We start from the raw sequence: 23,744 nt of genomic DNA, 5'->3' as shown, positions 1-23,744 counted from the left end.
GACCGGCGGCGTATTCTCACGCGCCGGCAAATGGATTGGTCAGCTCGTTGCAATGCGGTTGCGGCCTTGTGCCTTGGCGGAATAGAGCGCGCTGTCGGCGCGCGCGAGAAATGTGTCGGCAGTATCATTGTTGCGTAGCGTCACGACGCCGGCGGAAATGGTCACGCTCATGCCGGGCGAGAATGCGCTCCAGTCGAGCTCGGCGACGATGCTGCGCAGCCGATCGAGCATCCGCGAAGCTGCCTCGCTTGCGGCGCCGGGCAGCAGCAGCAGGAACTCTTCGCCGCCATAGCGGCCGAAACGGTCCTCGGGCCGGATGTTGGCGAAGATGGTAATGGCGAAAGTGCGCAGCACCTCGTCGCCGACGGGATGGCCGTAGGCGTCGTTGATGCGCTTGAACCAGTCAAGATCGATCAGTGCGATGGCGCAAGGTGCGGCCGCCTGCCGCGCCTTTTCCATCTCTACGTCGAGAAGTCGCATGATGCAGCGGCGGTTGTAGGAGCCGGTCAGCTCGTCGAGCTCGGCGAGCTCCTCGATGCGCCGATAAGCGTCTTTCAGCTCGATGCTGCGCCGGTACAGGATCTTGCGCAGCGTGGCGCCGAACAGGCCGAGGAAGGCGCATTGGCCAATCACCAGCATGAAGCACAGCATCGAGGCGGTCCGCTGCAGCCGTGTTGCCACGGGCATGCCGATCGGCAGGTCCGAGCCGAGGAACACGGCCGCAAGCGCGGCGGAGGCGAGCGCCCATGTCAGCATCGCCTGGGCCGAGGTCATGCGCAGCGTGCCGAACGCGAAGATCAGGAACAGCACGCTGATGAAAGCGATCCCAAGCGTCGGCACCGAGACCAGGAATATGAACTGCAGCGCCATATGCGCCGAAATCTGGAATACCGTGAGATAATGGTCGGTGTGCTTGTCGCCGATGCCGGCCTCCGACATCACGACGAAGCTGCCGATGATCAGGAGGCCGCCGACCCAGAACAGCGACGGAACGTTGATGTGGACGGCGCCGTCACAGGCGTAGAGCAACAGGACAAAGGCGCCGAGCGAATAGCTCGCGACCTGGCCGATATACATCTGCCGGCGCTGCCGAATCCGCCGCGCCAGCGTCTGCGATGCGGCCGCTTCGGGTGCGAGGACGAGATCCGCGACCTCTGCGGCATTCCTCTCCGGAAAGGACGTCGCGGCCGTGCTCATGGTCCCGCCAATGGTGGATGTCAGCCGAAAAAATCTACATGGCAAGCCTTTAGGTTTGGTATCCTTTTGCACGAGTCCGGGGAACGCAGCACGGATGAGTGGTTCGTGCAGCGCGGAATTTCGCAGCCAGTTAGGCTCGATATCGCGGACCAAAACCGGCCTCGTGCGACATAAGGTGCACGGGCCGTGTTATGGACCAGACCCGACCGGGGCCGAATGGACCGGCTCACGGCAAGTCCGCAAGAGAGTTTCCTTATTATGTTACCGTTCAGGAGAGAAGCTGCCGACGGACGCGGGTGGGACAAGGAAATTGCACTTGTGTGGGGTAGATCACACAGATCCCCGTATGACTGCAGTAAACTGAAGAATTTCGTCCCTCCCGTCGAACCGTCCCCCGCATCGACCCGACAAACTTTGCGAGACGGCCTTTGAGCGTGACACAGGCGGCTACGGACGAGGTCCTCATCGCCAGGATCGCCCGAGGTGACCGGCTCGCCATGCAGGTGCTGTACGGGCGGCACCATGTCAGGGTTTACAGGTTCGGGCTCAGGCTCGTGCGGGACGAGCAGGCGGCGGAAGACCTCATCAGCGAGGTATTTCTCGACGTCTGGCGTCAAGCCGGCAAGTTCGAGGGCCGATCTGCCGTTCCCACCTGGCTACTGGCAATCACCCGATTCAAGGCCCTGTCTGCGCTCCGGCGCCGAAAGGATTTTGAGCTGGACGACGAGGCCGCCAATGCGATCGAGGATTCGTCCGACAATCCGGAGACGGCGGTTCAGAAGAAGAATACCAGTGAAGCGTTGCGCGAGTGTCTGACGGGCCTCTCGCCGGACCATCGGGAAATCGTCGATCTCGTCTACTACCACGAGAAGTCCGTGGAAGAGGTGGCCGAGATCGTCGGGATCCCGGAGAACACCGTGAAGACGCGCTTGTTCTATGCGCGCAAGAAACTGGCCGAACTGCTGAAGGCAGCCGGCATTGAGCGAGGCTGGCCATGATGGCGTTGAGCAAGAAGATGCTGCAGCAAGAGCCCGGTGAAATTGAATTGCTGCTGCCGTGGCACGCTGCCGGCACGCTGAATGCCCGCGATGCTCGCCGCGTCGAAGAAGCGCTCGCCAGCGATCCGGCGCTCGCCAGGCAATATGCGGCGATCCGCGGCGAATACGAAGAGACTATTCACTTGAACGAGAGCCTGGGCGCTCCGTCGGCGCGTGCGATGCAGAAGCTGTTCGCCGCGATTGACGCCGAGCCGGCGCGGGCGACCCGTTCGCTGCCGTTGTCGGCGCGCGTTGCCACCTTCTTCGCCAGTCTGTCACCGCGCACGCTCGCCTGGTCGGCGAGCCTTGGCGCCATCGCGCTGCTGCTCCAGGCCGGCATCATCGGCGCCGTGTTGATGAAGACCCAGACCTCGACCTTCCAGACCGCATCGCTCTCGACCGGCGCGCCGATCACGCGCGATCTCGGCGCGGCAGCACCTTCGCGGGCGCTGGTGCGCTTCACGCCCGAGGCGCGCGTCGCCGACATCACCACGCTGCTCGACAGCTACCAGGCCTCGATCATCGGCGATGCCAAGGGTGGCATGTTCCGCCTGCAATTCGACAAGGCGATGAGCCGGGACGAGCTCACTGCGCTGCTCGGCAGGATGCAGCGTGAGAAGTTCGTCAATCTCGCCGTGGCGGCGCCTTAGCCGCGCCGCTGCACCAATGACGCGCAAGTCCGAGGGTCAGTTGCGAGCCGGGGCCTACGCTTCGTCGGCCGGAGTCGCACTCCTGCTCGCCGCCTGCCTCGCTATTGAGGGGGCGCACGCCCAGGCGATCATGCGCACGCCGGCCATCAGCGTTCCCTCACGGACGCCGACGATCTCTCCAGGTGTCGCAGCCAGGGTGATGAGCGTCGATCACGGTCCACGCGTTGCCCCCGCCATCCCGCATATCTCCACGGCACGGATCGGTTCGACGCCTGTGCTGCCCTATGCGCGCTACTCGCCGAACCTCTACCCGGCCTGCACGGCAGCCTATCGCGACGCCGACGGCGAGTGCCTGGCACAGGCAAACGGAAGCGGCGGCGGCTCCGGCAAATCGGCCAGGAAGAGCGCCGGCAAAGGGCGGGGCAATAATACGCCGGTCGCCGTCAATCTGCGCAGCTTCGCCAACGAGTTCGTGGCCGAGATCGACGATGCGCTGTCGCTGTCCGCGGCCGACGAGCTCGCGCGGCGCCACGGCTTGACGCGCGTCTCTTCGGAAAGCTTTCCGCTGATCGGGGCCACGGTCGGCCTGTTCCGCATCGCCGATGGCCGGCCATATGAGACGGTGCGGCGCGAATTTGCCGCCGACAGCAGCGTGCGCTCGCTCCAGCCGAACTTCCGCTACGTGCTCCAGGACCAGAAGTCGGCGGTGCCGACCGAGGGCGATCCGGCGCAATATGCGCTGTCAAAGCTGCGCCTGCCGCAGGCCCATACGCTGGCGCACGGCGCCAATGTCACGGTCGCCGTGATCGATTCCGGCATCGATGGCAAACACCCCGAACTCGCCAACTCCATTGCCGACAATTTCGACGCGCTCGGCAGCAGCGAGGGCCCCCATATCCACGGCACCGGCGTTGCGGGGGCCATCGTGGCGCATGCGAAGCTGATGGGCGGCGCGCCGGAAGCGCGCATCATCGCCATTCGCGCCTTCGGCGGCACCAACGGCAGCGCCGAGAGCTCGTCCTACATCGTCCTGCGCTCGCTCAACTACGCAGCCGAGCATGGTGCCCAGATCGTCAATATGAGCTTTGCCGGTCCGAAGGATGCCGTGATCGAGCGTGCGATCGCGGCAACTGCCGCACGCGGCCTGGTGCTGATCGCGGCCGCCGGCAATGCCGGCGCCAAATCGCCGCCGCTTTATCCTGCCGCCAATCCCAACGTGATCGCGGTCAGTGCGGCCGACCAGCAGGACAAGCTGTTCACTGCGTCCAACCGGGGAAATTACATCGCGCTGGCGGCGCCGGGCGTGGACATCTTCCTGCCGGCGCCGGATGGCAAATACCAGATGACGTCGGGCACCTCGTTCTCGGCGGCCTATGTCTCCGGCGTCGCGGCCTTGCTGCTCGAGCGCAACTATTCCCTGAAGCCGGAAGCGCTGCGCATGACGCTGTCGAAGACCGCGCGTGACCTCGGTTCACCCGGGCGGGATGATCTCTTCGGCGACGGTGAGCCCGATGCGTTCGCTGCGGTCATGGCCGTTCCGCCCGACAGCACGACGCCGGTCGCAGCTGCCTCCGGTACAACTAAACGTGAAGATGCCGAGAAGCGCCGCGACGACCTCGGCATCCGCGCGATCGAGCAGCCGTCGCTGTCGGGCGCGAGCGATAAATCCACGATTTCTCAGGTGGATAGACCGGCGGCGCGATAGCGCCTGCGACAACGTTGCTCGCCGGCCAAAGGTCAAAATTTCGAACGCTGCTTTGAACGTTCGGCCGGCTGCCACGACCAATTTATGTGGGAGCGGTCATCCCTCCCCATCAGTCATATTAGGCGCGAGCGCCCATCCACCCCAAGCGCCCATATGGCTCGACCCGTCCGGTTGTCCCCCGGACGGGTCTTTTCTTTTTGGCATCCCATTCTTTGAAGCGTGCTGCTGGATCAGTTTGCCATTGGGACCGCGGGCGCGATCGCCGTGACGACTCCGCAGCGGCACGTGGCAAGTCCGCTATGCTTGTGGGGAGCTTGACTCGAAAAGCCCTGAAAACTCCGCACGACTACGGTTTTTCGTGTCGACAGCGGTGTCGTTGCTGGACAAGTCAAAACTTTTCCACAAAATATTCATGTCGTTTCTAAATTGATTCGTGTGCGTTGCGTCGCGTCCGTATTTTCTCCTGACGGGCTGACTTATGACTCATCGCCAAAGCGCGGCTGGAAGCCGCGAGCTTGCAGCACGCTGGTGCGCTCTCGCTGAACAGCGGCTGGAACATCTCTCTGAAATGTTCGAGACCGGACGCTGGCGCCGCTATCACTCCGAGCTCGCATTCCTCGAAAACATCCAGGAAGCCAAGCGTGCGGTCCAGACCTGGCGCGCCCTTGCGAATGGCGGGGACGTCGCCGCGGCTGCCGCGAGCGTAACCTCCACATTCGGCTGGTCACCCGCGACCATGCCGCGCGTGTTTCCGCGCGAGCAGGCCCAGACCATGCAGCCCCAGACCCTGCAGCCCAAGGCCGTGCACATCGCGCCCGAGACCGCCGTTCCGGTCAGCCTCGAGTCCAAGCTGGACGTGCTCGCCGAAATCGTCGAAGCCCCGATTGCACCGGTCGCCCCAACTGCACCGGTCGCTCGGATGGCGCCGGCCGCTCCGCCTGCGCCGATGGCATCGATCGCCTCGTTTCTGCAGACCTTCTCGCCGCCCGCCGCCGAAATCGTCGCGGCCCCCGAGCGCGTGGTCGAATTCACCTTCAGCCTCGACGGCATCGAGGCGAAGTACCCGCTGCTGCGGAACGCGTTTTAGGGGTGACGTTTCCGTCGCGTCCCCCTGTCCAATCCCGTCATCCTGATGTGCGAGACACGTGGCGCACCGCGCCGCGTGGGGAGCCTCGATGGATGAACGGCCCCACTGCCACTTACTGCCGCACTGCATTGCCGCCGACCACGACCTGCGCAAAGCGTTGCGCGCCGTCCGCTGACAGGTCCGCGGTCACGGCCCGCGCGTGATCGAGGCCGACCACGGCGCCGCGCGGGCTTTCCGAGATCATGTTGTTGTTGACGAGCGCGGTGCCTGCGCCCGGCACCACGGAGACGCCGACGCCGGCCAGCGCCTTGCGGATCACGTTGCCCGAGATCACGACGTCGCGCAGATATTTGCCCCACCCGGCGACGATGCCGTAGGACGGTGCGTTCTCGATGACATTGCCGGTTACCGAGGTGTCGGCCTCGATATAGATGCCGATCCCGGCATCGTCGTCGGGCGCGGTCCCGATCGGCCGCTTCGGGATCAGGTTGCGGATGATGTTGCCCTGAACCACCGCGATGCGGCCGCCTTCATTGAAATTGCAGACGGAGACGCCGATGGCGGCGCCATCCACAATGTTGTTGGCGATCACCGCGGCCTCGAACGCGAACTCGGAATAAAGCGCGACCTCGCGCACGTCGCTGACGCTGTTGCCTGATATGTGGATGTTGGAGGCCGAGTTGCCGCGTACGGCGGAGTAGTCGCAGTTCCTGATGCGATTGCCGCGCACGATCACGTTGCCGGCGCGGAAGGCGTTGATGGCGTTGCCGTACTGGCCGGAGCCGCCGGGGCCGGCCTTGATGTTCTCGATGCGGTTGTCCGCGACCAGCGTGCCGTCGTCACCTATTGCGGTGCGCAGGATCTCGATGCCGTTGTCGTTGGTGCCGGCAATGGTGTTGCGGGACACGCTGAGACCCTTGGCGTCGAACGAAACCACTGCCGTAACGGCGATGTTGGTGAAGATATTGCCGGAGACGTCGCCGGACACCTGCTCGAGCCAGATGCCGCTGCCGCCAGAGCCGGTGATCTCGCAATCAGTGATGCGAACGTCGCGGCCGCCGAGGACGTGGATGAGGCCGCGCCGCGTCGGCAGCGGAATGCCATTGCCCTCGAACGTGAGGCCGGTCAGTCCGATCGAGTCCGATCCGTCACTCTGGATCGCCGAGGCCCCGCCGGTGAAGATGAGTTTCGTCGCGCCGCGCACGCCGATCAGTTGCGCGCCATTGGGCAGCCGCATCAGTCCGGTTCGGTAGAGTCCGGGCGGTAGCGCCAGCGGCATTTGCGCGCGCGCGGCCTCGTCGATCGCGCGCTGCAGCGCGCGGGTCTGATCCTCGCTGCTGCCGGGCCGCACGCCGTATTGGGTCGCATCGCGGCCGAGCATCGACGTCAGCGGCGCCGCGCGCGCCGCGTCAACAGGCACGGCGAGCGCGCCGGCGATGCCGGCGGTGGATGCTCCAATGAGATGACGGCGATTAAGGTCCATGACGCGTCCTTCGGCGGACGCGGGAGGTGTCCGCGGAGATTAGGTAGCGCAGGGCAGGGAGCGCCGTGGGGATTGTTCGCGGTAGGGTTAAATGTTTACGCAGAGACGGTGCCACAACGTGGGCAAAGCGCAAGCGTGCCCACCGTTGTTGCCGCCAATGCCGATGCATGGTGGGCACGGCGCAAGCGCGCCTTTGCCTACCTACGAGGCCGGTATGCTCCGCCGCTTCCGTGCCAAACCCACCATCTCCATCAGCATCGCTTCCCCCGCATCCACCAATTCGTCCAGCGTAATCCGCGGCGCGCCCTTGCGCCGCATCGCGCCGCTGCGCGCAAGCAGGGAATGTGGATGAACGCCGCGAGCCCCGGCCCGCCCGCCCTGACATTCTCGATCGCGCGCCAGCTCAGATAGTTGCAGAGATAGGCGCCGGCATCGCGCGAGGGCCGCGCATCGATGCCGGTGAGGCGCGCGGCGCGCAACAGCCTTGCCGTGTGCGGGCCGAACGTCATGGCGTCCGCATGAGCGGCGATGCCGCGCTTGCTCGAGCCGGTGTTGGCGGCATCGGGCCACAGCATGGTGACGGCGTTGCGCGCGCGGCTCTCGATGCGCAGATACGGCGTGCGGGCGGCGAGGCCGAACATCAGCAGTGCATGCGGCTTCACTTTCGCCAGCACCTCCGGCAATTGCCGGTCGACCGCAGCATAGGTCACCGGAAAAATGTGGTGCGACAGCGCGACGTCATCGAGCGCCGGCCGGCGCAATTGCGCCAGCCGCGCCACCAGCGGCTGGGTCGGATTATGCGGCGCCCCGGGAAACGGGCCGAAGCCGGTGAGGAGAATGCGGAGTTTTTCGCTCATCGCAGCAACTCCAACATTTGCTCGGCGGCAAGCGCCGGCGTGAGACGGCCGTCGGCGACCTCCGCCTCGATCTTCCTTACCTTGGCCCTCACCGACGCCTCGCTGCGCAGCCGCGCCAGCATGCGCTGCTCGAGCATCGACCACATCCATTTCACTTGTTGGTCGCGCCGGCGCGCGGCGAACTCGCCGGACGCGTTCATTGCCTTGCGGTGTTCGAGGACTTTCTGCCAGAGCTCGGCAATACCGGTGCCGGCCAGCGCCGAATAGGTGACGACCGGTGGGTGCCAATGCGCGGACCTCGGCGCCAGGATATGCAGCGCGCCGCGATAGTCGGCCGCGGTGATGTTGGCGCGCTTGAGATTGTCGCCATCGGCCTTGTTGATCGCGATCATGTCGGCGAGCTCGACGAGGCCTTTCTTGATGCCTTGCAGCTCGTCACCGCCGCCCGGCAGCATCAGCGCGAGGAAGAAATCGGTCATGTCGCAGACGGCGGTCTCGGACTGGCCGATGCCGACGGTCTCGACCAGCACGACGTCGAATCCGGCCGCCTCGCACAGCAGCATCGCCTCGCGCGTCTTGGCCGCGACGCCGCCGAGCGTGCCTGAAGACGGCGAGGGGCGGATGAAGGCATCGTCGGAGGCCGCGAGCCGCGCCATCCGCGTCTTGTCGCCGAGGATCGAGCCGCCACTGCGCGCGGAGGACGGATCGACCGCGAGCACCGCGACGTTGTTGCCCTGCTCGATCAGATAGGTCCCGAGCGCGTCGATGGTGGTGGATTTGCCGACGCCGGGCGAGCCGGTAATGCCGACGCGAACCGCCTTGCCGGTGTCGGGCAGGAGCATCTGCACGAGCTCGCGCGCCTGCGCCTGATGATCGCCGCGCCGGCTCTCCACCAGCGTGATGGCCCGCGCCAGCGCCGCGCGATGGCCGGCCCGGAGGTCACGGGCGAGGGCGGTAATGTCAAGCGAAGTCTTCTCAACCATGCCCTGCTTTACAACGGCGGGCGCAAGCAGGCGAGAGCCCCGATGCTTGAAGCACCTTGCCTCGGGTCGCGCGCTTGGGATGCGCTGTCAGATCAGGCTTTCGCAAATCCAGCCGCCTTCATCGCCTGGCCCATCTGGCTATCCGCCTGGTCCATGAAGGTCGCGAACGAGCCGGCATCGCGCCAGACGGTGCCGAAACCGCGTCCGGTCATGAAGTCCTTGAACGCGGGGAGTCATACACCTTCTTCAAGGCCGCGGTCAGCGTGGCGGCGATGCCGGGAGGCAAGCCCCTTGGGCCGCCGATGCCGCGCCATGAGCTGGTGGTATAATCGACGCCGAGCGTCTCCTTCAGCGTCGGGACGTCCGGGAAGATCGGATTGCGCGCGTGCGCCATGATCGCGAGGCTCCGGGCCTGGCCGGCCTCGATGGTGGCGCGCGCTTCGGGCACCGAGCAGGTGGTGAGATCGAGGCTGCCCGCGACGAGATCCTGCATGGCCGGTGCTGCGCCATTCGACGCTGACCAGGCGACCTGATTGGCCGGCAATCCCATCGCCTGCATCCAGCCGACGAGGGCGAGATGCCAGATGCCGCCTTGTCCGGTGCCCGAAGCCTTGAACAGTCCCGGAGGCGCCAGCTTGATGGCGTCCATGAGCTCCTTCACCGTCTTGTACGGCGAGGACGCCGATACCTGGATGCCAGGCGGGTCCTCGTTCACCAGCGCCAGCGGCGCGAAATTTTGTGGCGTCAGCGGCGTCAGGGCTTGCCAATGCAGCATCGCGATTTCCACGGTCAGCGTGCCGATCGTGTAGCCGTCCGGCGCTGCGGCTGCGATTTCGGCGTGGCCGACGGCGCCGGATCCGCCGGTGCGGTTGACGACGTTAAATGGCTGGCCGAGCTCCTTCTCCAGAAGCGTCGCGACGATGCGCGCGGTCGCATCCGTGCCGCCGCCCGCACCCCACGGCACGATCAAGGTCACCGGCCGAGCCGGATAGGCTTGCGCGCGCGCAGGTGCGAGGAGGGCGGACGTGGCGGCAGCCATAGAAGAAGCCGCGAAAATGCGGCGCGTGATTGCTGGCATCAATGATCCCGGCAGCGCCCTCGGGAATCGGGCTCGCGTCAATACGATATGCTACGCGGCTTTGGATGGATGTCGCAAGCGGCCACCCAAGGGCGCCGTGAGCAAGTGTTTCGTTGGAACTATTGCTGCTCGTCAGCGTCGCCTTTTGGCCGCGTACCGCCGAAGATGCGCGCGCCCTCCGGCGTGAGATAAGGCTTCAATGTCTCCCAGGGAACGAATGCGACATATTGGCCCTCGGCGTAGGGGCCGACCGCATAGGGCGGGTAGTGGAAGGTGAGGCCGGAGCTCTTGCCTGTTTCGGTCGATGGCGCGAGCGTCGCGGCGCCGATCTTGAGCAGACTCGGCTCGACACCCTTGAACCATTCATTGGTCGCGGTCTCGCTGGTGTCGCGCTTCTTCTTCTCGATTCTGAGCGAGGCGATCACGGCCTTCGCCATCATCTTCATGGTGGGGCCGCCATCGGCCGTCTCGGTGAAGAACGGGCGGATCGAGATGCGTTTGCTCTCGGATTTGTCCCAGAGGACCGTGTTCACGTCCGAATTGGGATGGGCCCCATGGGTGTCCATGTAGTCGTCACGCAGGACGCTTACATAGCGATCGGCAACCACCGAGCGGATCGAATATTTGCGCTCGAAATCCCAGCCCCCGTCCCGGAAGAGTTGCGGGTCCTGCTTGCGCGAAGCGGCCGCGTCGGCTGCGTTCTTCTCAAGCCACTTCTTGCCCTCGGCGAGGCAATCCGCCGTCAGCGCCGCGTCGGCCTTGATCTTATCGTCGAGGAAGATGCGGGCCTCGATGTTCCTGTTCTTGACGACGGCGTCGGGCTTTGGGTCGGCTGCGAGAGAGGCAGAGGCAAGGGCAATCGTCGCGACGGCAGAAAAGATCGCGAGCAATCCTGCCCGCACACTTCCGCGATGACATGTCACTTCAATATCCATCAATTTTGCATCCGACCGCCATCGACGCGCTCGGAGTCGAGGTGAGCGTAATGATCGCGACATGAACCGGCGCGGAACGCGCGGCGCGAACACCAGGACGTGAAGATTGGTCGCGGCAGCCCGTCTGCCCGTTTTATATGTGAAGATCGACAGACCGCAGAATTACTCCGCCGCCTCGCTATGCCCGAGCCGGGCATTCAGTTTGCGGATCAGCTCCTCGGCGGCGTCGGCGATCACCGTCCCGGGCGGGAAGATCGCTTCGGCACCGGCCGCATAGAGCGCGTCGTAATCCTGCGGCGGCACCACGCCGCCGACGATGATCATGATGTCCTCGCGGCCTTGCTTCTTCAGTGCGGCCTTGAGCTCCGGCACGGCCGTGAGGTGGGCGGCGGCGAGCGAGGAGACGCCGAGGATGTGGACGTCGTTCTCGACCGCCTGTCGTGCGGCTTCGTCCGCGGTGGCAAACAGCGGCCCAATATCGACATCGAAGCCAATGTCGGCGAAAGCCGAGGCAATCACCTTCTGGCCGCGGTCGTGTCCGTCCTGGCCGATCTTGGCGACCAGGATGCGCGGGCGGCGGCCTTCGGCCTCCTCGAACGCGTCGATCAGCGCTTGAACCTTCTCGACCTGATTGCCCATGCTGGACGCCTCCCGCTTGTAGACGCCGGTGATGGATCTGATCTCGGCGCGGTGCCGGCCGAACACTTTCTCCATCGCGTCCGAGATCTCGCCGACAGTTGCCTTGGCCCGTGCCGCGTCGATCGCGAGTGCGAGCAGATTGCCGTTGCCGTCGCCGGCCGAGCGCGTCAACGCGGCGAGCGCGGCATCGACGTCCTTCTGGCTGCGCTCGGATTTCAGCCGCGCCAGCTTGTCGATCTGGAGCCGGCGAACGTTGGTATTGTCGACCTTGAGGATGTCGATCGGCGCCTCGTCGGTCGGCTTGTACTTGTTGACGCCGATCACCGCCTGCTTCCCGGCATCGATGCGCGCCTGGGTCTTGGCCGAGGCCTCCTCGATGCGCAGCTTCGGCACGCCGGCCTCGATCGCCTTCGCCATGCCGCCGAGCTCCTCGACCTCCTGGATATGGCTCCAGGCCTTGGCCGCGAGATCGCGCGTGAGCCGCTCGACATAATACGAGCCGCCCCAGGGATCGATGATACGTGTGGTGCCGCTCTCCTGTTGCAGGAACAGCTGCGTGTTTCGGGCGATGCGCGCCGAGAAATCGGTCGGCAGAGCAAGCGCCTCGTCGAGCGCATTGGTATGCAGCGACTGGGTGTGACCTTGCGTCGCCGCCATCGCCTCCACCGTCGTGCGCATCACATTGTTGAACACGTCCTGCGCCGTCAGCGACCAGCCCGAGGTCTGGCAATGCGTGCGCAGCGACAACGAACGCGGATCCCTGGGATTGAACGGCTTGAGCAGCTTCGCCCAGAGCAGGCGCGCGGCGCGCAGCTTGGCGACTTCCATGAAGAAGTTCATGCCGACCGCCCAGAAGAACGACAGGCGCGGCGCGAAGCGGTCGACATCCAGGCCCGCGGCAAGACCGGCGCGCAGATATTCGACGCCATCTGCGAGCGTATAGGCGAGCTCGAGATCCTGCGTCGCGCCGGCCTCCTGCATGTGATAGCCGGAAATGGAGATGGAGTTGTATTTCGGCATCTTCTGCGAGGTGTAGGCGAAGATGTCCGAGATGATCCGCATCGAGGGCGCGGGCGGATAGATGTAGGTGTTGCGCACCATGAACTCTTTCAGAATGTCATTCTGAATGGTCCCCGAGAGCTTCTCCGGCGGTACGCCCTGTTCGCCTGCGGCCGCGACGAACAGCGCGAGTATCGGCAGCACCGCACCGTTCATGGTCATGGACACGCTCATCTGGTCGAGCGGAATCCCCGCAAACAGCGTGCGCATGTCGTAGATGGAATCGATCGCCACGCCGGCCATGCCGACGTCGCCGCCGACGCGCGGATGATCGCTGTCGTAGCCGCGATGGGTGGCGAGATCGAAGGCGACCGAGAGGCCCTTCTGTCCCGCCGCCAGGTTGCGGCGGTAGAACGCGTTGGAATCCTCCGCAGTGGAGAAACCGGCATATTGCCTGATGGTCCAGGGCTGGTTGACATACATGGTCGGGTAGGGGCCGCGCAGGAACGGCGCAATGCCCGGATAGGTCTCGAGGAAATCGAGCCCGGCCAGATCGCCCTCGCCATAGGCCGGCTTCACCAGAATGCCCTCCGGCGTCAGCCACGGTTCTGCGCTGCCTGACGGAGCGCCGCTTGCCGTGTGCTCGAAGGCAATGTCTGCAAAGTTTGGAATGCGGCTCATGGCTTCAACCATATCATAGACGCTCAATCATGATCCGGATGCTGATGGCTGACGATGGTCGCCATCTTCTCCGGCCCGTAATTCTGTTGCGTGGTCTGGCTCGGCAGATTGGAGATGCCGACCACCCAGCCGAGGCGGATTCTGGTTCCGTACTGACGCGTCGGTACCAGGCGGTCGGGCCGGTCGAAGGCGCCGGTCATGATTTCGATCCGGTCGCCGTCGATGCGGCCAAAACTCAGCGGCGTGCCGCAGGCGGCGCAATAGCCGCGGTCGGCGATCGAGGACGAGCGGAAGAACGATGGCTCACCCTTGGTCCAGGCGAAATCCGACCGGTTGATATCGGCGAACGAGGCGAATGGCGCGCCGCTCGCCTTCTGACACATCCGGCAGTGGCAGATCGAAACCCGGTTCGGAGCCGTCGAAATCGCAAAGCGCACCGCGCCGCATTGGCAGCCGCCGGTGAGAACGGGTTTGCTGGCGTCGGTCATGCCTGTTCCATCCGCAAATAAGCCTCTTGCAGCGTGGTAAGCGCGTCGCTGCCGGCAAACACAAAGCCCGCGACACCGGCCGCCCGCAGGTCCGCCTCGGCCTCAGCCGGACGGCCTGCCAGATAGATATGTCTCGCGCCCGCGGATTGCAGGGCTTTTGCCGCGACCTCGGCGTGTTCCGCATAGACCTTGTCGCTGGAACACAAGCAGGCGAGCGCCGCGCCCGAAGCCTTGAAGGCGGTCGCGAGTTTGGCGGGATCGCTAAAACCCTCGCTGTCGACGGCCTGGATGCCGCCGGTCTCGAACAAGCTCTTGGCAAAGGTCGCGCGCGCGGTGAAATCGGCGGGCGTGCCGAGATTGGCCAGGAACACGCTGGGCCGCGTGCCGCGCGCCTTCAGCATTGCGTCAGATTTGTCGCGCAACGCTTCGAACGGTGCGGCGAGGCGCATCGGCGCCAGCGCGTCGAACTTGCATTTCGGCTCGCCCGCGGCTGGCAGCGCAATCGGAGACACGTCGAGCACAGTGGCGTCGACCTCGTGCAGATTGGGAAACTCGCTGGCGCCTGTCAGCACGTCGCGGCGCTTTGCGACATTGGTCTCGCGCGCTTTGCGCGTCGCCGCGACCTTGCTCTGGAACAGACCCTGTTCAAGCGCAGCGAAGGCGCCGCCGGCTTTCTCCGCCTCCTGGAACAGCGCCCATGCCGTCGCGCACAGTTCCGACGTCAGCGTCTCGATGCCGCCGGATCCCGCCGCGGGATCGCTGACCTTTGCGAGGTTGCTTTCTTCGAGCAGCAGAAGCTGCGTGTTGCGCGCGACGCGCCGTGCAAAAGGATCAGGCAGCCCGCGCGCCAGCGTGCGGCAGCACGGTGACCGCGTTGGCGCCGGCAAGCCCGGCGGCGAATGTCGCGACGGTGGCGCGCAGCATGTTCACATAGGTCGCGCTGCGTCAGCATGCGCCAGGCGGTTTCCGCGGCGATGAAAGCCGGCCGAGGCGCGAGGCCGCAGGCCTGCTCGACGCGCGCCCATAGCTGCCGCAATGCACGGAACTTGGCCATCGTCAGGAACTGGTCGGCGTCGGCGCAGAGCCGGAATGAAACCGCCTGTCGCGCGACATCGAGATCGATGCCGCTGCGCTCGAGCATGCGCAGATAGGTCGCACCGAGCGACAGCGCGAACGCCAGCTCCTGGGCCTCGGAACCGCCGGCGTCGTGGACGGGGCGGCCGTCGGCGAGCACGAACGGACCTTTGAAGCCACGCCCGATCAAGCCCGATACGATGCGCACGAAGGGCGCTTCGTACTCCGACCATGGCGCGAGCGCGGCGCCGCGCACGGCGAACGTGCTCAGAGCCTGGTAGTTGAAGCGCACGTCGATCTTGGCAGGATCGAGCTTCCTGGCCTCGATCGTATCGGCGAACAGCGTGCCGGCGTCCTGCCGGCCGGCCACCGGGTTGAGCGAGACCGCGACGCGGGCATCGAGGAACACGCCGTCGAACAGACGCGCCAGCGTTGTCGGGTTGGCGTCGATGACACCGAAGCCGCGTGCACCGGGCCCCCGGCGAACTCGATCTCGAGGCCCGTCGCGCCATTCTCCAGATCCTGCAGCGCCTGCGCATTCGCTGCCGCCGCGTCGGGATGATCAACCCGCTGCATGATTAGCCATGGTGCAGCGGCCGCTCGCCCCATTATCAGCGCAGCGCCCTTGGCGTGCGGATAGAGCGGCTCGATGCTCACGCCGTCATAGGTCTTGCCGACCAGCTTCTCGAACGGCGCGCCCTTGAGCACGCCGTCGACCAGCTTGCGCCAGTCCGCGTCCGTCGCCTTGGGAAAATCGGCCGCCAGCGGCAGATCGTCAGTCACGGAGGTCATACGGCCCAAGGCTCCCAAACATCTCGTTATTCGCAGGCGAAATTGCCACGGCCGGCCCTCCCTGCAAACGGTTGTTTTTGGTTACCCGGTATCCGAAAGCCGCTCAATGCCTTGCGTCGAGACGCTGGCGAGCCCGTCACGCACACGGATGCCCGAGATCACGCGGTCGGGCGCGATTTCGGCCAGCGGCACCAGCACGAAGGCGCGCTCGAACAGCCGCGGATGCGGCAGGGTCAGGTCGGGTTTTTGAAACGACACATCGTCATAGGCGACCATGTCGAGATCGAGCGTGCGCGGACCCCAGCGCCTCGCCTTCTCCCGCGTGCGACCGAACTTCTGCTCGACTTTCTGCATGACGAACAAGAGCGCGTGCGGATCGAGGTCGGTCTCGATCTCGACGCAGGCGTTGATGAAAGGATCCTGGTCCTCGTCGCCCCAGGGCGGCGTGGTGTAGTCCGACGAACGCGCGATCAGCGCGGCCTGCGCCATGCCGCAGATATGGGCGATCGCCTTGCGGAATGTCGCGCGGACATCGCCGACATTGCCGCCCAGTGCGATCAGCACTCTCGCCATGTCAGGGATGCCGCGAGCGGGTCAGCATGATGCCGACATCGTCGAAGATCGCGGCGATCGGCGCATGCGGCTTGTGCACCGTGATCTTCACGGCACGAATCCGCGGGAAGTGCGACAGGATGGCGTCGGCGACAGCGCCGGCGGCACGCTCGAGAAGCTTGTAGCTGGTGTTCTTGAACGCTGCCGTCGTGGTCGCCACCACGTCGGCATAGGAGACGGTATCGGCGAGGCGATCGCTGCGCGAGGGTTCCGACAGGTCGGTGTAGAGTTCGAGGTCGATGACAAAGCGTTGGCCGACTTCGGTTTCGTGATCCATCACGCCATGGCGTGCATGGATCGACAGGCCGGTCACGAAGATCGTATCGGTCATTGCTTGCTCCCGATTGCGTTGGCGACCCGCAGGGCCTGCAAGGTCTCGGCGACGTCATGGGTCCGGATGATTCTTGCGCCGTTCTGCGCGGCGATCAGATGCGCGGCGATCGATCCGGCGAGCCGCCCTTTCGGCTCCGACGGCGATACCGATGCGATGAAACGCTTGCGCGAGGCGCCGACCAGCACCGGCAGGCCGAACGTGTCGAGCTCGCGCAGCTGCGCCAGCGCGATCATGCTCTGCTCGGCGGTCTTGCCGAAGCCGATGCCGGGATCGAGCACGATCTTGTCGCGTGCGATGCCGGCCTTGGCGGCGATGTCGAGCGAGCGCAGGAAGAACGCCTTCATGTCCGCGACGATGTCGATATCGGAATCGACGCTGTCGCGGTTGTGCATGACGATGACGGGGACGCCTGTCGCGGCGATCAGCGCTGCCATATCGGCGTCGCGCTGCAATCCCCAGACGTCGTTGGCGATGGCCGCGCCCTGGTCGAGCGCAAAGGCTGTGACCTCCGCCTTCATGCTATCGATCGATACGGGGACGCCGAGCGCGACGACATCAGATAGCACCGGCCTCAGCCGCGCAAGCTCGTCCGCCACTGTCACCGGCCGGGCGCCCTTGTAAGGCCGTGTGGATTCGGCGCCGATGTCGATGATGTCGGCGCCGGCCTCGATCATCGCCCGCGCCCGTGCCAGCGCTTGGTCCGGTGCGATGAAGTCGCCGCCGTCGGAAAAGGAATCCGGCGTCACGTTGAGCACGCCCATCACCGCCGGCAGAGGCCGTTCCAGCAGGGTCCGCAGCACGTCAGGCCCGGCCGAGCCGGCCGGCGGGACGGATGGGGAGGGCGAGGCATTCATGCGCGTGGCTTTGCGCGGTCGGGGAGGGGGAGTCAAGACGGGATTGGGGCATCGCCAGACCCCGCCGCGTTATTGCAAGCGAAGCGAAGCAATCCAGGCTGTCGTCGTGGAAAGATTCTGGATTGCTTCGCTGCGCTCGCAACGACGATGTGGGAGCGGGGGTGCGCTGTCTCCCGCCGCCGCCCCGGCGATGGTCTTAATACGTAATCTTCGGCGACAGTTTCCTGGCCTTGGCGATGATGTCGCCGACCGACTTCTCGGAAGGAAGAATCCGGACGAGCTTCCTTCGATCGTTGGCCTCGCGCATGCTCTGCGCCAATCTTGCTGGATTTCGATAGGCGAGCTCGCGCACGGTGGTGACGCCGGCGGCGCGGACCAGGCCGACCTTGGCGCGGCCCATGCCGGGAATCCGCATGTAGTCGGAGACGTTGGCCCACTCCAGCAGCAGCTGCTCGCTGATGCCGGTCCTGGCCGAGAGCGCCCTGCGTCCCTTGGCGGTGCTTGCGGCTTCCAGTAGCGCGTCGGTAGTGCGGATTCCTGCGCCTTCAACTTGTTGGCGGCAAAGGCCGGCAGGCCCTCAATCTCGGAGATCGGATATGTCATGATACTCGATGTAAAAGCGTGGCCTCTCAGGCGAACTGACTGAGGCCCGGCGTCCCCGCAATGATCTTGCCCATCCGATCCGCTCCGATTTTGTCTCGGCCGTAGCGGAAAAGTTCACGGGCAATGGTCTGGATGTCGGACATGCCAAGCCCAAGGCCCATCAGGCGCGTGCCGACGGCCATCAGGCCGCCGCCCACCAGCCGCGACAGTCCGCCGCTGCTCGTGGATGTTTCGATCGCGCCTTCTGCACCGGGGATCTGGTCGATCAGGGCCTGCACGCTGTCGGAAGGACCTTCGCTGCGGAGGAATCCCAGGATAATGCCGACGGTCTTTTCAGCGACAGCACTATCTATCCTGGCGCTTGTCGCCAGTTGTCCGATCAGCTCGTCCATATGGGCCTGCCCCTCAGCCGGTTCACATGCCGGAGATTTATTTCGAAACGTGATCTTGAGCCGGTGTGATGTGAAATACAAGCGATGAACGGCGGCGAAAATGCGATTCATCTTCGAACGCCCGAAAAGTGTTGCAGCGTTGCAAGGCCGGGAAGGAATCAGCGAAAAAATTGCCGCGGTGCGAATGTATCACTCCGACTTTTGGCGCATGCCGGGCGCGGTATCTCCGACAATGTCGCATGTCCGCGCCGTCTTGAACGGTTTCAATCGGCTTACAACATGCGTTAAACTGCGGAACAGGTGAGTTCAAATTTCAATACGCGAAACTAAGAGAAACTGATGGCGGCGCAAGACAACAAGGTCGGCGATACCGACGACAGGATCTTCGTCGGCAAGGGAGACGAGCAGGCCTGGCTGACGCTGGCGCTCGCCAATCGCCACGGACTAGTCACCGGTGCGACCGGAACGGGCAAGACGGTCACGCTGCAGGTGATGGCGGAAGGATTTGCGCGGGCCGGTGTTCCGGTGTTCGCCGCCGACATCAAGGGCGACCTCTCCGGTATCTCCGAAGTCGGGGAGGCAAAGGACTTCATCGTCAAGCGCGCCGCCGAGATGGGGCTGACGTTCCAGCCCGACCAGTTCTCGACGGTGTTCTGGGATGTGTTCGGCGAGCAGGGCCATCCGGTACGGGCCACCATCACCGAGATGGGGCCGCTGCTGCTGGCGCGCATGCTCGATCTCAACGACGTGCAGGAGGGCGTGCTCAACGTCGCCTTCCGCGTCGCCGACGATAACGGTCTCGCTCTGATCGACATGAAGGATCTGCGGGCGTTGCTCGACGCCATCGTGCCCGACAGCGGCAAGAAAGGCCCGGACGCTGACGATGATCCGCTCGCGCCGATCCGGAAGGCGGCTCTGGGTTTTGGCAACGTCACCAAGGCCACTGTGGGCACCATCCAGCGCCAGCTTCTGGTGTTGGAGAACCAGGGCGCCACAAAATTCTTTGGCGAGCCGGCGCTGACCTTGAAGGACTTCATGAAGACCGACCGCGACGGCCGCGGCATGGTCAACATCCTCGTCGCCGACAAGCTGATGCAGAGCCCGCGGCTTTACGCGACATTTCTGCTGTGGATGCTGTCGGAGCTGTTCGAGGAATTGCCCGAGGCCGGCGACCTTCCCAAGCCCAAGCTGGTGTTCTTCTTCGACGAGGCGCATCTGTTGTTCAACGATGCGCCGAAGGCGCTGATGGACAAGATCGAGCAGGTGGTCCGCCTGATCCGCTCCAAGGGGGTCGGCGTCTACTTCGTTACGCAAAATCCGATCGACGTGCCCGATCGCGTGCTCGGGCAAATGGGCAACCGGGTGCAGCATGCGTTGCGCGCCTTCACCCCGCGTGACCAGAAGGCGGTCGCCGCGGCAGCCCAGACCTTCCGGCCCAACCCGAAGCTCGACACCGCCAAGGTGATCATGGAGCTCGGCAAGGGCGAGGCGCTGGTGTCGTTCCTCGAAGGCAACGGCACGCCTGCGATGGTCGAGCGGGTGCTGATCCGCCCGCCATCGGCCCGCATCGGGCCGATCAGCCCGGAGGAGCGCAAGGCGATCATGGATGCGAGCCCGGTAAAGGGCAAATACGACACCGCGATCGATTCTGAGTCCGCCTACGAGATCCTTCAGAAGCGCATCGCCGCCACAGCGGCGCCGGCTGATGGCCAGGCGGGCGCAGGCGGGGGCGGCATCCTCGGCCAGATCGGCTCGATCGTCGGCACCATCTTCGGCACCAGCACCGGACGTCACCGGCTGACGACGGGACAACGCGTCGCGCGCGACGTCACGCGCACGGTCACCAACAAGGTCGTCGGCGGAGTCGTGGCCGATCTCGGCAAATCGGTCGGCGGCCAGCTCGGCGGCTCGGTCGGCCGCGCCCTGGTCCGCGGCGCGCTCGGCGGATTGCTGCGAAGGTAGGCAGAATGCCCCGGTTGCAGGCCGGTGGTCCGTAGCGCCACGCAGGTGGCGGGGGAAAGAGCATCTTTGCCGGGTACAAATTCGGGTGAGGGGGACTCTCCAAGCGTCCGTCGGTCTGCTACGTGCTATATGTTTCCGACGGGACATAATGTGACACCGCTCAATCCAACCGACAAACCCGGCGCGCTCCGAACTCTCGCCGCGCAGGCCGCTCGACCTGCTCTTCTTGTTTTGCTGCTTGCTCCTGACCGCGGATGTCCTCGGTCCGGAGATCTTCGGTCATGGCAAAACCAAGGATTATGCGCTGTGGTACTGGGCCGGGCAGCAGGTGCTGCATGGCGGCGCGCTCTATCCCAGCGAAATGGATCACCCGTTCGAGTTCATCTATCCGCCGCTGCCGGCGATCCTGCTGGCGATCCCGAGTTGGTTCGGCAAGATCCCGCTCTACGTCGTGCTGTCGATCCTGAACGGTGTGGCATGGTGGTACACGAGCATTCTCTCCAACGCCATGACCGGCTCGGGTCGCGAGCCGAGCCCTTGGCTCGAAGCGGTGCCGGCGATCGTCACCGTCTCCTTCGTGTTCGACATGTTCGATCTCGGTCAGCCGAACCTCGTTCTGCTGGCGATGATGCTCTACGGCTTCTGGAGCCTTCAGCATCGGCGGTCCTGGCTCGCGGGCTTCATGTTCGCGCTCGCCACCGCGATCAAGGTGTTTCCGATTGCGGTGCTGCCTTATCTGGTCTGGCGCCGCCAATGGGCGGCGGTCGTCAGCATGATCGCCTTCATCGGCATCCTGCTCTATGTCGTGCCGGCGCCGATCCGCGGCTTCGCGCGTAACGCGGGCGAGCTCAATACCTGGTACCAGGGCATGGTCGGCTCGAGCTCGGAAAAGGGTTTTGGGCAGCGCGACGAGCAGAACTGGTCGTGGGTCAACCAGTCCATCATCGCGATGACGCACCGGCTGGTCCGGCCGATCAACTACAATCTGGACGATCCCGGCAAGCCGGCGCGCACGATGAATGTCATCGACGTCGATTACAAGACGGCGAACTGGATCGTGCTTGCGGTATCGGCGTTGCTCGGGCTCGGCTTTGTCGCGGTCATGCCGCGGCAAGCGCTGCGAACGGCGCGATCGGACGCCGAGGAGCTCGGCATCCTGTTCTGCCTGATGACGGTCGCCTCGCCGCTGGCGCGACAATATTACTTCATGTGGCTGTTCCTGCCGCTGGCGGTGCTGATACATCGGGCCGCTTTCGATGCGCGGCCGAATGTGCGACTGGGGACCTTGCTCGCGCTCGCCGCCGCCGGCATCCTCATGCTGCTGTCGCTGCCGCTGTTCCCCAATACCATTCAGGCCTGGGGCAACAACATCATCGCTACGGCGGTGCTCGCCGTTGCGCTCGCCTGGCACATCCGGCATCCGCCGGTTGCGGCTAGCTCCGACGCCGCGGCAGGGCTAAAACCCGAAAACATCCTGGAACTCAAGCCATCTTGAGACTCGAAAAGTGGGACATCCGGCCATGGCCAATGCGCAGCTTCAATCCGTGCTCGACCACATCGACAAGGACTTTGATAACAGCCTCGAGCGCCTGTTCTCGCTGCTGCGGATCAAGTCGATTTCCGCAGATCCGGCCTATGCCGGCGATTGCAAGGCGGCGGCCGAGCATCTGGCCAAGGACATCGCGAGCCTCGGCGTCGCGACCGAGGTGAGGCCGACCGCCGGCCATCCTGCCGTCGTCGGCAAGGCCAAGGCAGACGACAAGGCAGACGACAAGGCGGGCGGACGGCCGCATGTGATCTTCTATGGCCATTACGACGTGCAGCCGGTCGATCCGCTCGAGCTCTGGCACCGCCCGCCGTTCGAGCCCGCCGTCGCCGATCATGCCGACGGCCGCAAGATCATCGTCGCGCGCGGCGCCGAGGACGACAAGGGCCAGGTGATGACCTTCGTCGAAGCCTGCCGCGCCTGGAAGAAAGTCACGGGCTCGCTGCCGATCGACATCACCTTCCTGATCGAAGGCGAGGAGGAGGTCGGCTCCAAGAACTTCGTGCCGTTCGTCGAGGCCAACAAGGACGAGTTCAAAGCCGATTACGTGCTGGTCTGCGACACCGGCATGTGGGACCCGGAAACGCCGGCGATTACGACGGCATTGCGCGGCCTTCTGTATGAAGAGGTGAAGATCACCGCCGCCAGCCGCGATTTGCATTCCGGCGTGTTCGGCGGCACGGCGATGAACCCGATCCGGGTGCTGACCAAAATTCTCGGCGGTTTGTTCGACGATGACAACCGCATCACAATTCCCGGATTCTATGAGGGCGTGAAGGACACGCCGCCGGAGATCCTGGAGCAGTGGAAGAAGCTCAACTTCACGCCGGAGTCGTTCCTCAAGCCGATCGGGCTGTCGATCCCCGCTGGCGAGAAAGGGCGGCTGCTGGTCGAGCAGGCCTCCACGCGTCCGACCTGCGACGTCAACGGCATCTGGGGCGGCTATATCGGCGAGGGCTCCAAGACGGTGATCCCGTCGCACGCCTCGGCCAAGGTCTCGTTCCGGCTGGTCCAGGGACAGGATCCCCAGAAGATCCGCAAGGCCTTCCGCGACTATGTGACCGCTCGGATTCCGGGCGACTGCAAGGTCGCGTTCGGCGACCATTCCGCCGCACCCGCCGTGGCGCTCGACTGGAACATGAAGCCGCTTGCCGCCGCGAGGCAAGCGCTGACCGAGGAATGGGGCAAGGAGACCGTGCTGATGGGCTCCGGCGCCTCGATCCCGATCGTCGCCGATTTCAAGCGCGCGCTCGGGCTGGATTCGCTGCTCGTCGGCTTTGGCCTGGACGACGACAACATCCACTCGCCGAACGAGAAGTACGATCTGCGCAGCTTCCAGAAGGGCATCCGCTCCTGGGCACGGATCCTCGCGGCCTTGGCGGAAGTGAAGTAGGGCACGAAGGCTCTCCTCGTCATTGCGAGCGAAGCGAAGCAATCCAGAATCCTTCCGCAGAAACAGTCTGGATTGCTCACATGGGGATTAGGTGTGTCAAGGCGGTTGTTCAGCTCTTTGTTCGATTGCAGGCCAGCTCTTCGTCCCGACCGCGGGATGTTTCGGATGGCGCGCGGAGATCGCGTCAAGGTCGGCTCGTTAGAGCCGCCGCGCAGCGGCTTGACTTTGACGTGATCGAGCACGCCATCAGGCTTGTGTGGTCGGGAGGCCGCGGGCGAACTACTCCTTATGGTTCAGCGATCTCAGGGTCGAGCCGGTTTTGACAATCTGGTTTTGCGTGCCAGATCAAACTCACATCCGGTC

Annotated in this window: 16 protein-coding genes and 5 pseudogenes; 7 read left to right on the top strand and 14 right to left on the bottom strand. The window is 64.7% G+C overall.

The features are described from left to right. Nucleotides 1-39 precede the first annotated feature (39 nt). On the bottom strand, nucleotides 40-1,197 hold the full coding sequence (locus ACTGJ9_RS31705) for a GGDEF domain-containing protein (protein ID WP_456674251.1): 1,158 nt from the start codon (nucleotides 1,195-1,197) through the stop codon (nucleotides 40-42). A 428-nt stretch (nucleotides 1,198-1,625) separates the two neighbouring features. Between ACTGJ9_RS31705 and ACTGJ9_RS31700 the strand changes: the two genes are divergently transcribed. The 4 genes from ACTGJ9_RS31700 (at nucleotide 1,626) to ACTGJ9_RS31685 (ending at nucleotide 5,676) form a co-directional block, all read left to right on the top strand. Then, on the top strand, nucleotides 1,626-2,195 hold the full coding sequence (locus ACTGJ9_RS31700; protein WP_456674250.1) for a sigma-70 family RNA polymerase sigma factor: 570 nt from the start codon (nucleotides 1,626-1,628) through the stop codon (nucleotides 2,193-2,195). Then, nucleotides 2,192-2,884 carry a hypothetical protein gene (locus ACTGJ9_RS31695; protein ID WP_456674249.1) on the top strand — a complete coding sequence of 231 codons (693 nt, stop codon included), beginning with the start codon at nucleotides 2,192-2,194 and terminating at the stop codon, nucleotides 2,882-2,884. The genes ACTGJ9_RS31700 and ACTGJ9_RS31695 overlap by 4 nt, the downstream gene beginning before the upstream one ends. 16 nt (nucleotides 2,885-2,900) lie before the next feature. Continuing rightward, nucleotides 2,901-4,589 (top strand): S8 family serine peptidase, encoded by a 1,689-nt coding sequence (locus ACTGJ9_RS31690; protein WP_456674248.1) that lies wholly within the window; start codon nucleotides 2,901-2,903, stop codon nucleotides 4,587-4,589. 478 nt (nucleotides 4,590-5,067) lie between these two features. Next, complete coding sequence (locus tag ACTGJ9_RS31685; RefSeq protein ID WP_456674247.1) at nucleotides 5,068-5,676, top strand: TIGR03809 family protein; 609 nt, start codon at nucleotides 5,068-5,070, stop codon at nucleotides 5,674-5,676. A 112-nt stretch (nucleotides 5,677-5,788) separates the two neighbouring features. On the opposite strand, the gene ACTGJ9_RS31680 is transcribed toward ACTGJ9_RS31685, so the two are convergent. The 13 genes and pseudogenes from ACTGJ9_RS31680 to ACTGJ9_RS31620 all read right to left on the bottom strand — a co-directional run bounded on the left by ACTGJ9_RS31680 (nucleotide 5,789) and on the right by ACTGJ9_RS31620 (nucleotide 18,480). Next, entirely contained in the window at nucleotides 5,789-7,159 is a 1,371-nt protein-coding gene (locus ACTGJ9_RS31680) for a TIGR03808 family TAT-translocated repetitive protein (protein ID WP_456674246.1), read from the bottom strand. A 201-nt stretch (nucleotides 7,160-7,360) separates the two neighbouring features. Next, nucleotides 7,361-8,016 (bottom strand): annotated as a pseudogene (locus tag ACTGJ9_RS31675) (pyroglutamyl-peptidase I). After that, nucleotides 8,013-8,999 (bottom strand): methylmalonyl Co-A mutase-associated GTPase MeaB, encoded by a 987-nt coding sequence (gene meaB / locus ACTGJ9_RS31670; protein ID WP_456674245.1) that lies wholly within the window; start codon nucleotides 8,997-8,999, stop codon nucleotides 8,013-8,015. The pseudogene ACTGJ9_RS31675 and the gene meaB overlap by 4 nt, the downstream one beginning before the upstream one ends. Nucleotides 9,000-9,091: 92 nt before the next feature. After that, nucleotides 9,092-10,077 (bottom strand): annotated as a pseudogene (locus ACTGJ9_RS31665) (tripartite tricarboxylate transporter substrate binding protein). A gap of 119 nt (nucleotides 10,078-10,196) precedes the next feature. Beyond that, on the bottom strand, nucleotides 10,197-11,012 hold the full coding sequence (locus ACTGJ9_RS31660; protein WP_456674244.1) for a DUF3298 domain-containing protein: 816 nt from the start codon (nucleotides 11,010-11,012) through the stop codon (nucleotides 10,197-10,199). Between the two features lie 162 nt (nucleotides 11,013-11,174). Then, the gene (scpA, locus tag ACTGJ9_RS31655; RefSeq protein ID WP_456678693.1) at nucleotides 11,175-13,331 is read right to left on the bottom strand and encodes a methylmalonyl-CoA mutase; all 2,157 of its coding nucleotides are present in this window, start codon (nucleotides 13,329-13,331) and stop codon (nucleotides 11,175-11,177) included. Nucleotides 13,332-13,354: 23 nt separating this feature from the next. Beyond that, complete coding sequence (locus ACTGJ9_RS31650; RefSeq protein WP_456674243.1) at nucleotides 13,355-13,819, bottom strand: GFA family protein; 465 nt, start codon at nucleotides 13,817-13,819, stop codon at nucleotides 13,355-13,357. Continuing rightward, nucleotides 13,816-15,685 (bottom strand): annotated as a pseudogene (locus tag ACTGJ9_RS31645) (methylmalonyl-CoA mutase subunit beta). The gene ACTGJ9_RS31650 and the pseudogene ACTGJ9_RS31645 overlap by 4 nt, the downstream one beginning before the upstream one ends. An 81-nt stretch (nucleotides 15,686-15,766) precedes the next feature. Continuing rightward, nucleotides 15,767-16,258, bottom strand: a complete 492-nt coding sequence (gene folK / locus ACTGJ9_RS31640; RefSeq protein WP_456674242.1) for a 2-amino-4-hydroxy-6-hydroxymethyldihydropteridine diphosphokinase — start codon at nucleotides 16,256-16,258, stop codon at nucleotides 15,767-15,769. 1 nt (nucleotide 16,259) lies between these two features. Then, entirely contained in the window at nucleotides 16,260-16,628 is a 369-nt protein-coding gene (folB, locus tag ACTGJ9_RS31635; protein WP_456674241.1) for a dihydroneopterin aldolase, read from the bottom strand. After that, nucleotides 16,625-17,485 carry a dihydropteroate synthase gene (folP, locus tag ACTGJ9_RS31630; protein WP_456674240.1) on the bottom strand — a complete coding sequence of 287 codons (861 nt, stop codon included), beginning with the start codon at nucleotides 17,483-17,485 and terminating at the stop codon, nucleotides 16,625-16,627. The genes folB and folP overlap by 4 nt, the downstream gene beginning before the upstream one ends. Before the next feature lie 196 nt (nucleotides 17,486-17,681). Further along, a pseudogene (locus ACTGJ9_RS31625) lies at nucleotides 17,682-18,088 on the bottom strand (DUF4332 domain-containing protein). A 26-nt stretch (nucleotides 18,089-18,114) separates the two neighbouring features. After that, complete coding sequence (locus ACTGJ9_RS31620) at nucleotides 18,115-18,480, bottom strand: DUF2267 domain-containing protein (protein WP_456678692.1); 366 nt, start codon at nucleotides 18,478-18,480, stop codon at nucleotides 18,115-18,117. Nucleotides 18,481-18,819: 339 nt separating this feature from the next. Between ACTGJ9_RS31620 and ACTGJ9_RS31615 the strand changes: the two genes are divergently transcribed. From ACTGJ9_RS31615 to ACTGJ9_RS31605, 3 genes and pseudogenes are all read left to right on the top strand, one after another. Beyond that, the gene (locus ACTGJ9_RS31615) at nucleotides 18,820-20,442 is read left to right on the top strand and encodes a helicase HerA-like domain-containing protein (protein ID WP_456674239.1); all 1,623 of its coding nucleotides are present in this window, start codon (nucleotides 18,820-18,822) and stop codon (nucleotides 20,440-20,442) included. 129 nt (nucleotides 20,443-20,571) lie between these two features. Further along, a pseudogene (locus tag ACTGJ9_RS31610) lies at nucleotides 20,572-21,937 on the top strand (glycosyltransferase family 87 protein). Between the two features lie 25 nt (nucleotides 21,938-21,962). Further along, the gene (locus ACTGJ9_RS31605; RefSeq protein ID WP_456674238.1) at nucleotides 21,963-23,381 is read left to right on the top strand and encodes a M20/M25/M40 family metallo-hydrolase; all 1,419 of its coding nucleotides are present in this window, start codon (nucleotides 21,963-21,965) and stop codon (nucleotides 23,379-23,381) included. Nucleotides 23,382-23,744: the final 363 nt, after the last annotated feature.

Source organism: Bradyrhizobium sp. RDM12 (assembly GCF_051917485.1).
In the GTDB taxonomy this organism is placed as follows: domain Bacteria; phylum Pseudomonadota; class Alphaproteobacteria; order Rhizobiales; family Xanthobacteraceae; genus Bradyrhizobium.
Note: the sequence above shows the minus strand (reverse complement) of the source record. Positions and strands in the feature narration are given on the sequence as shown.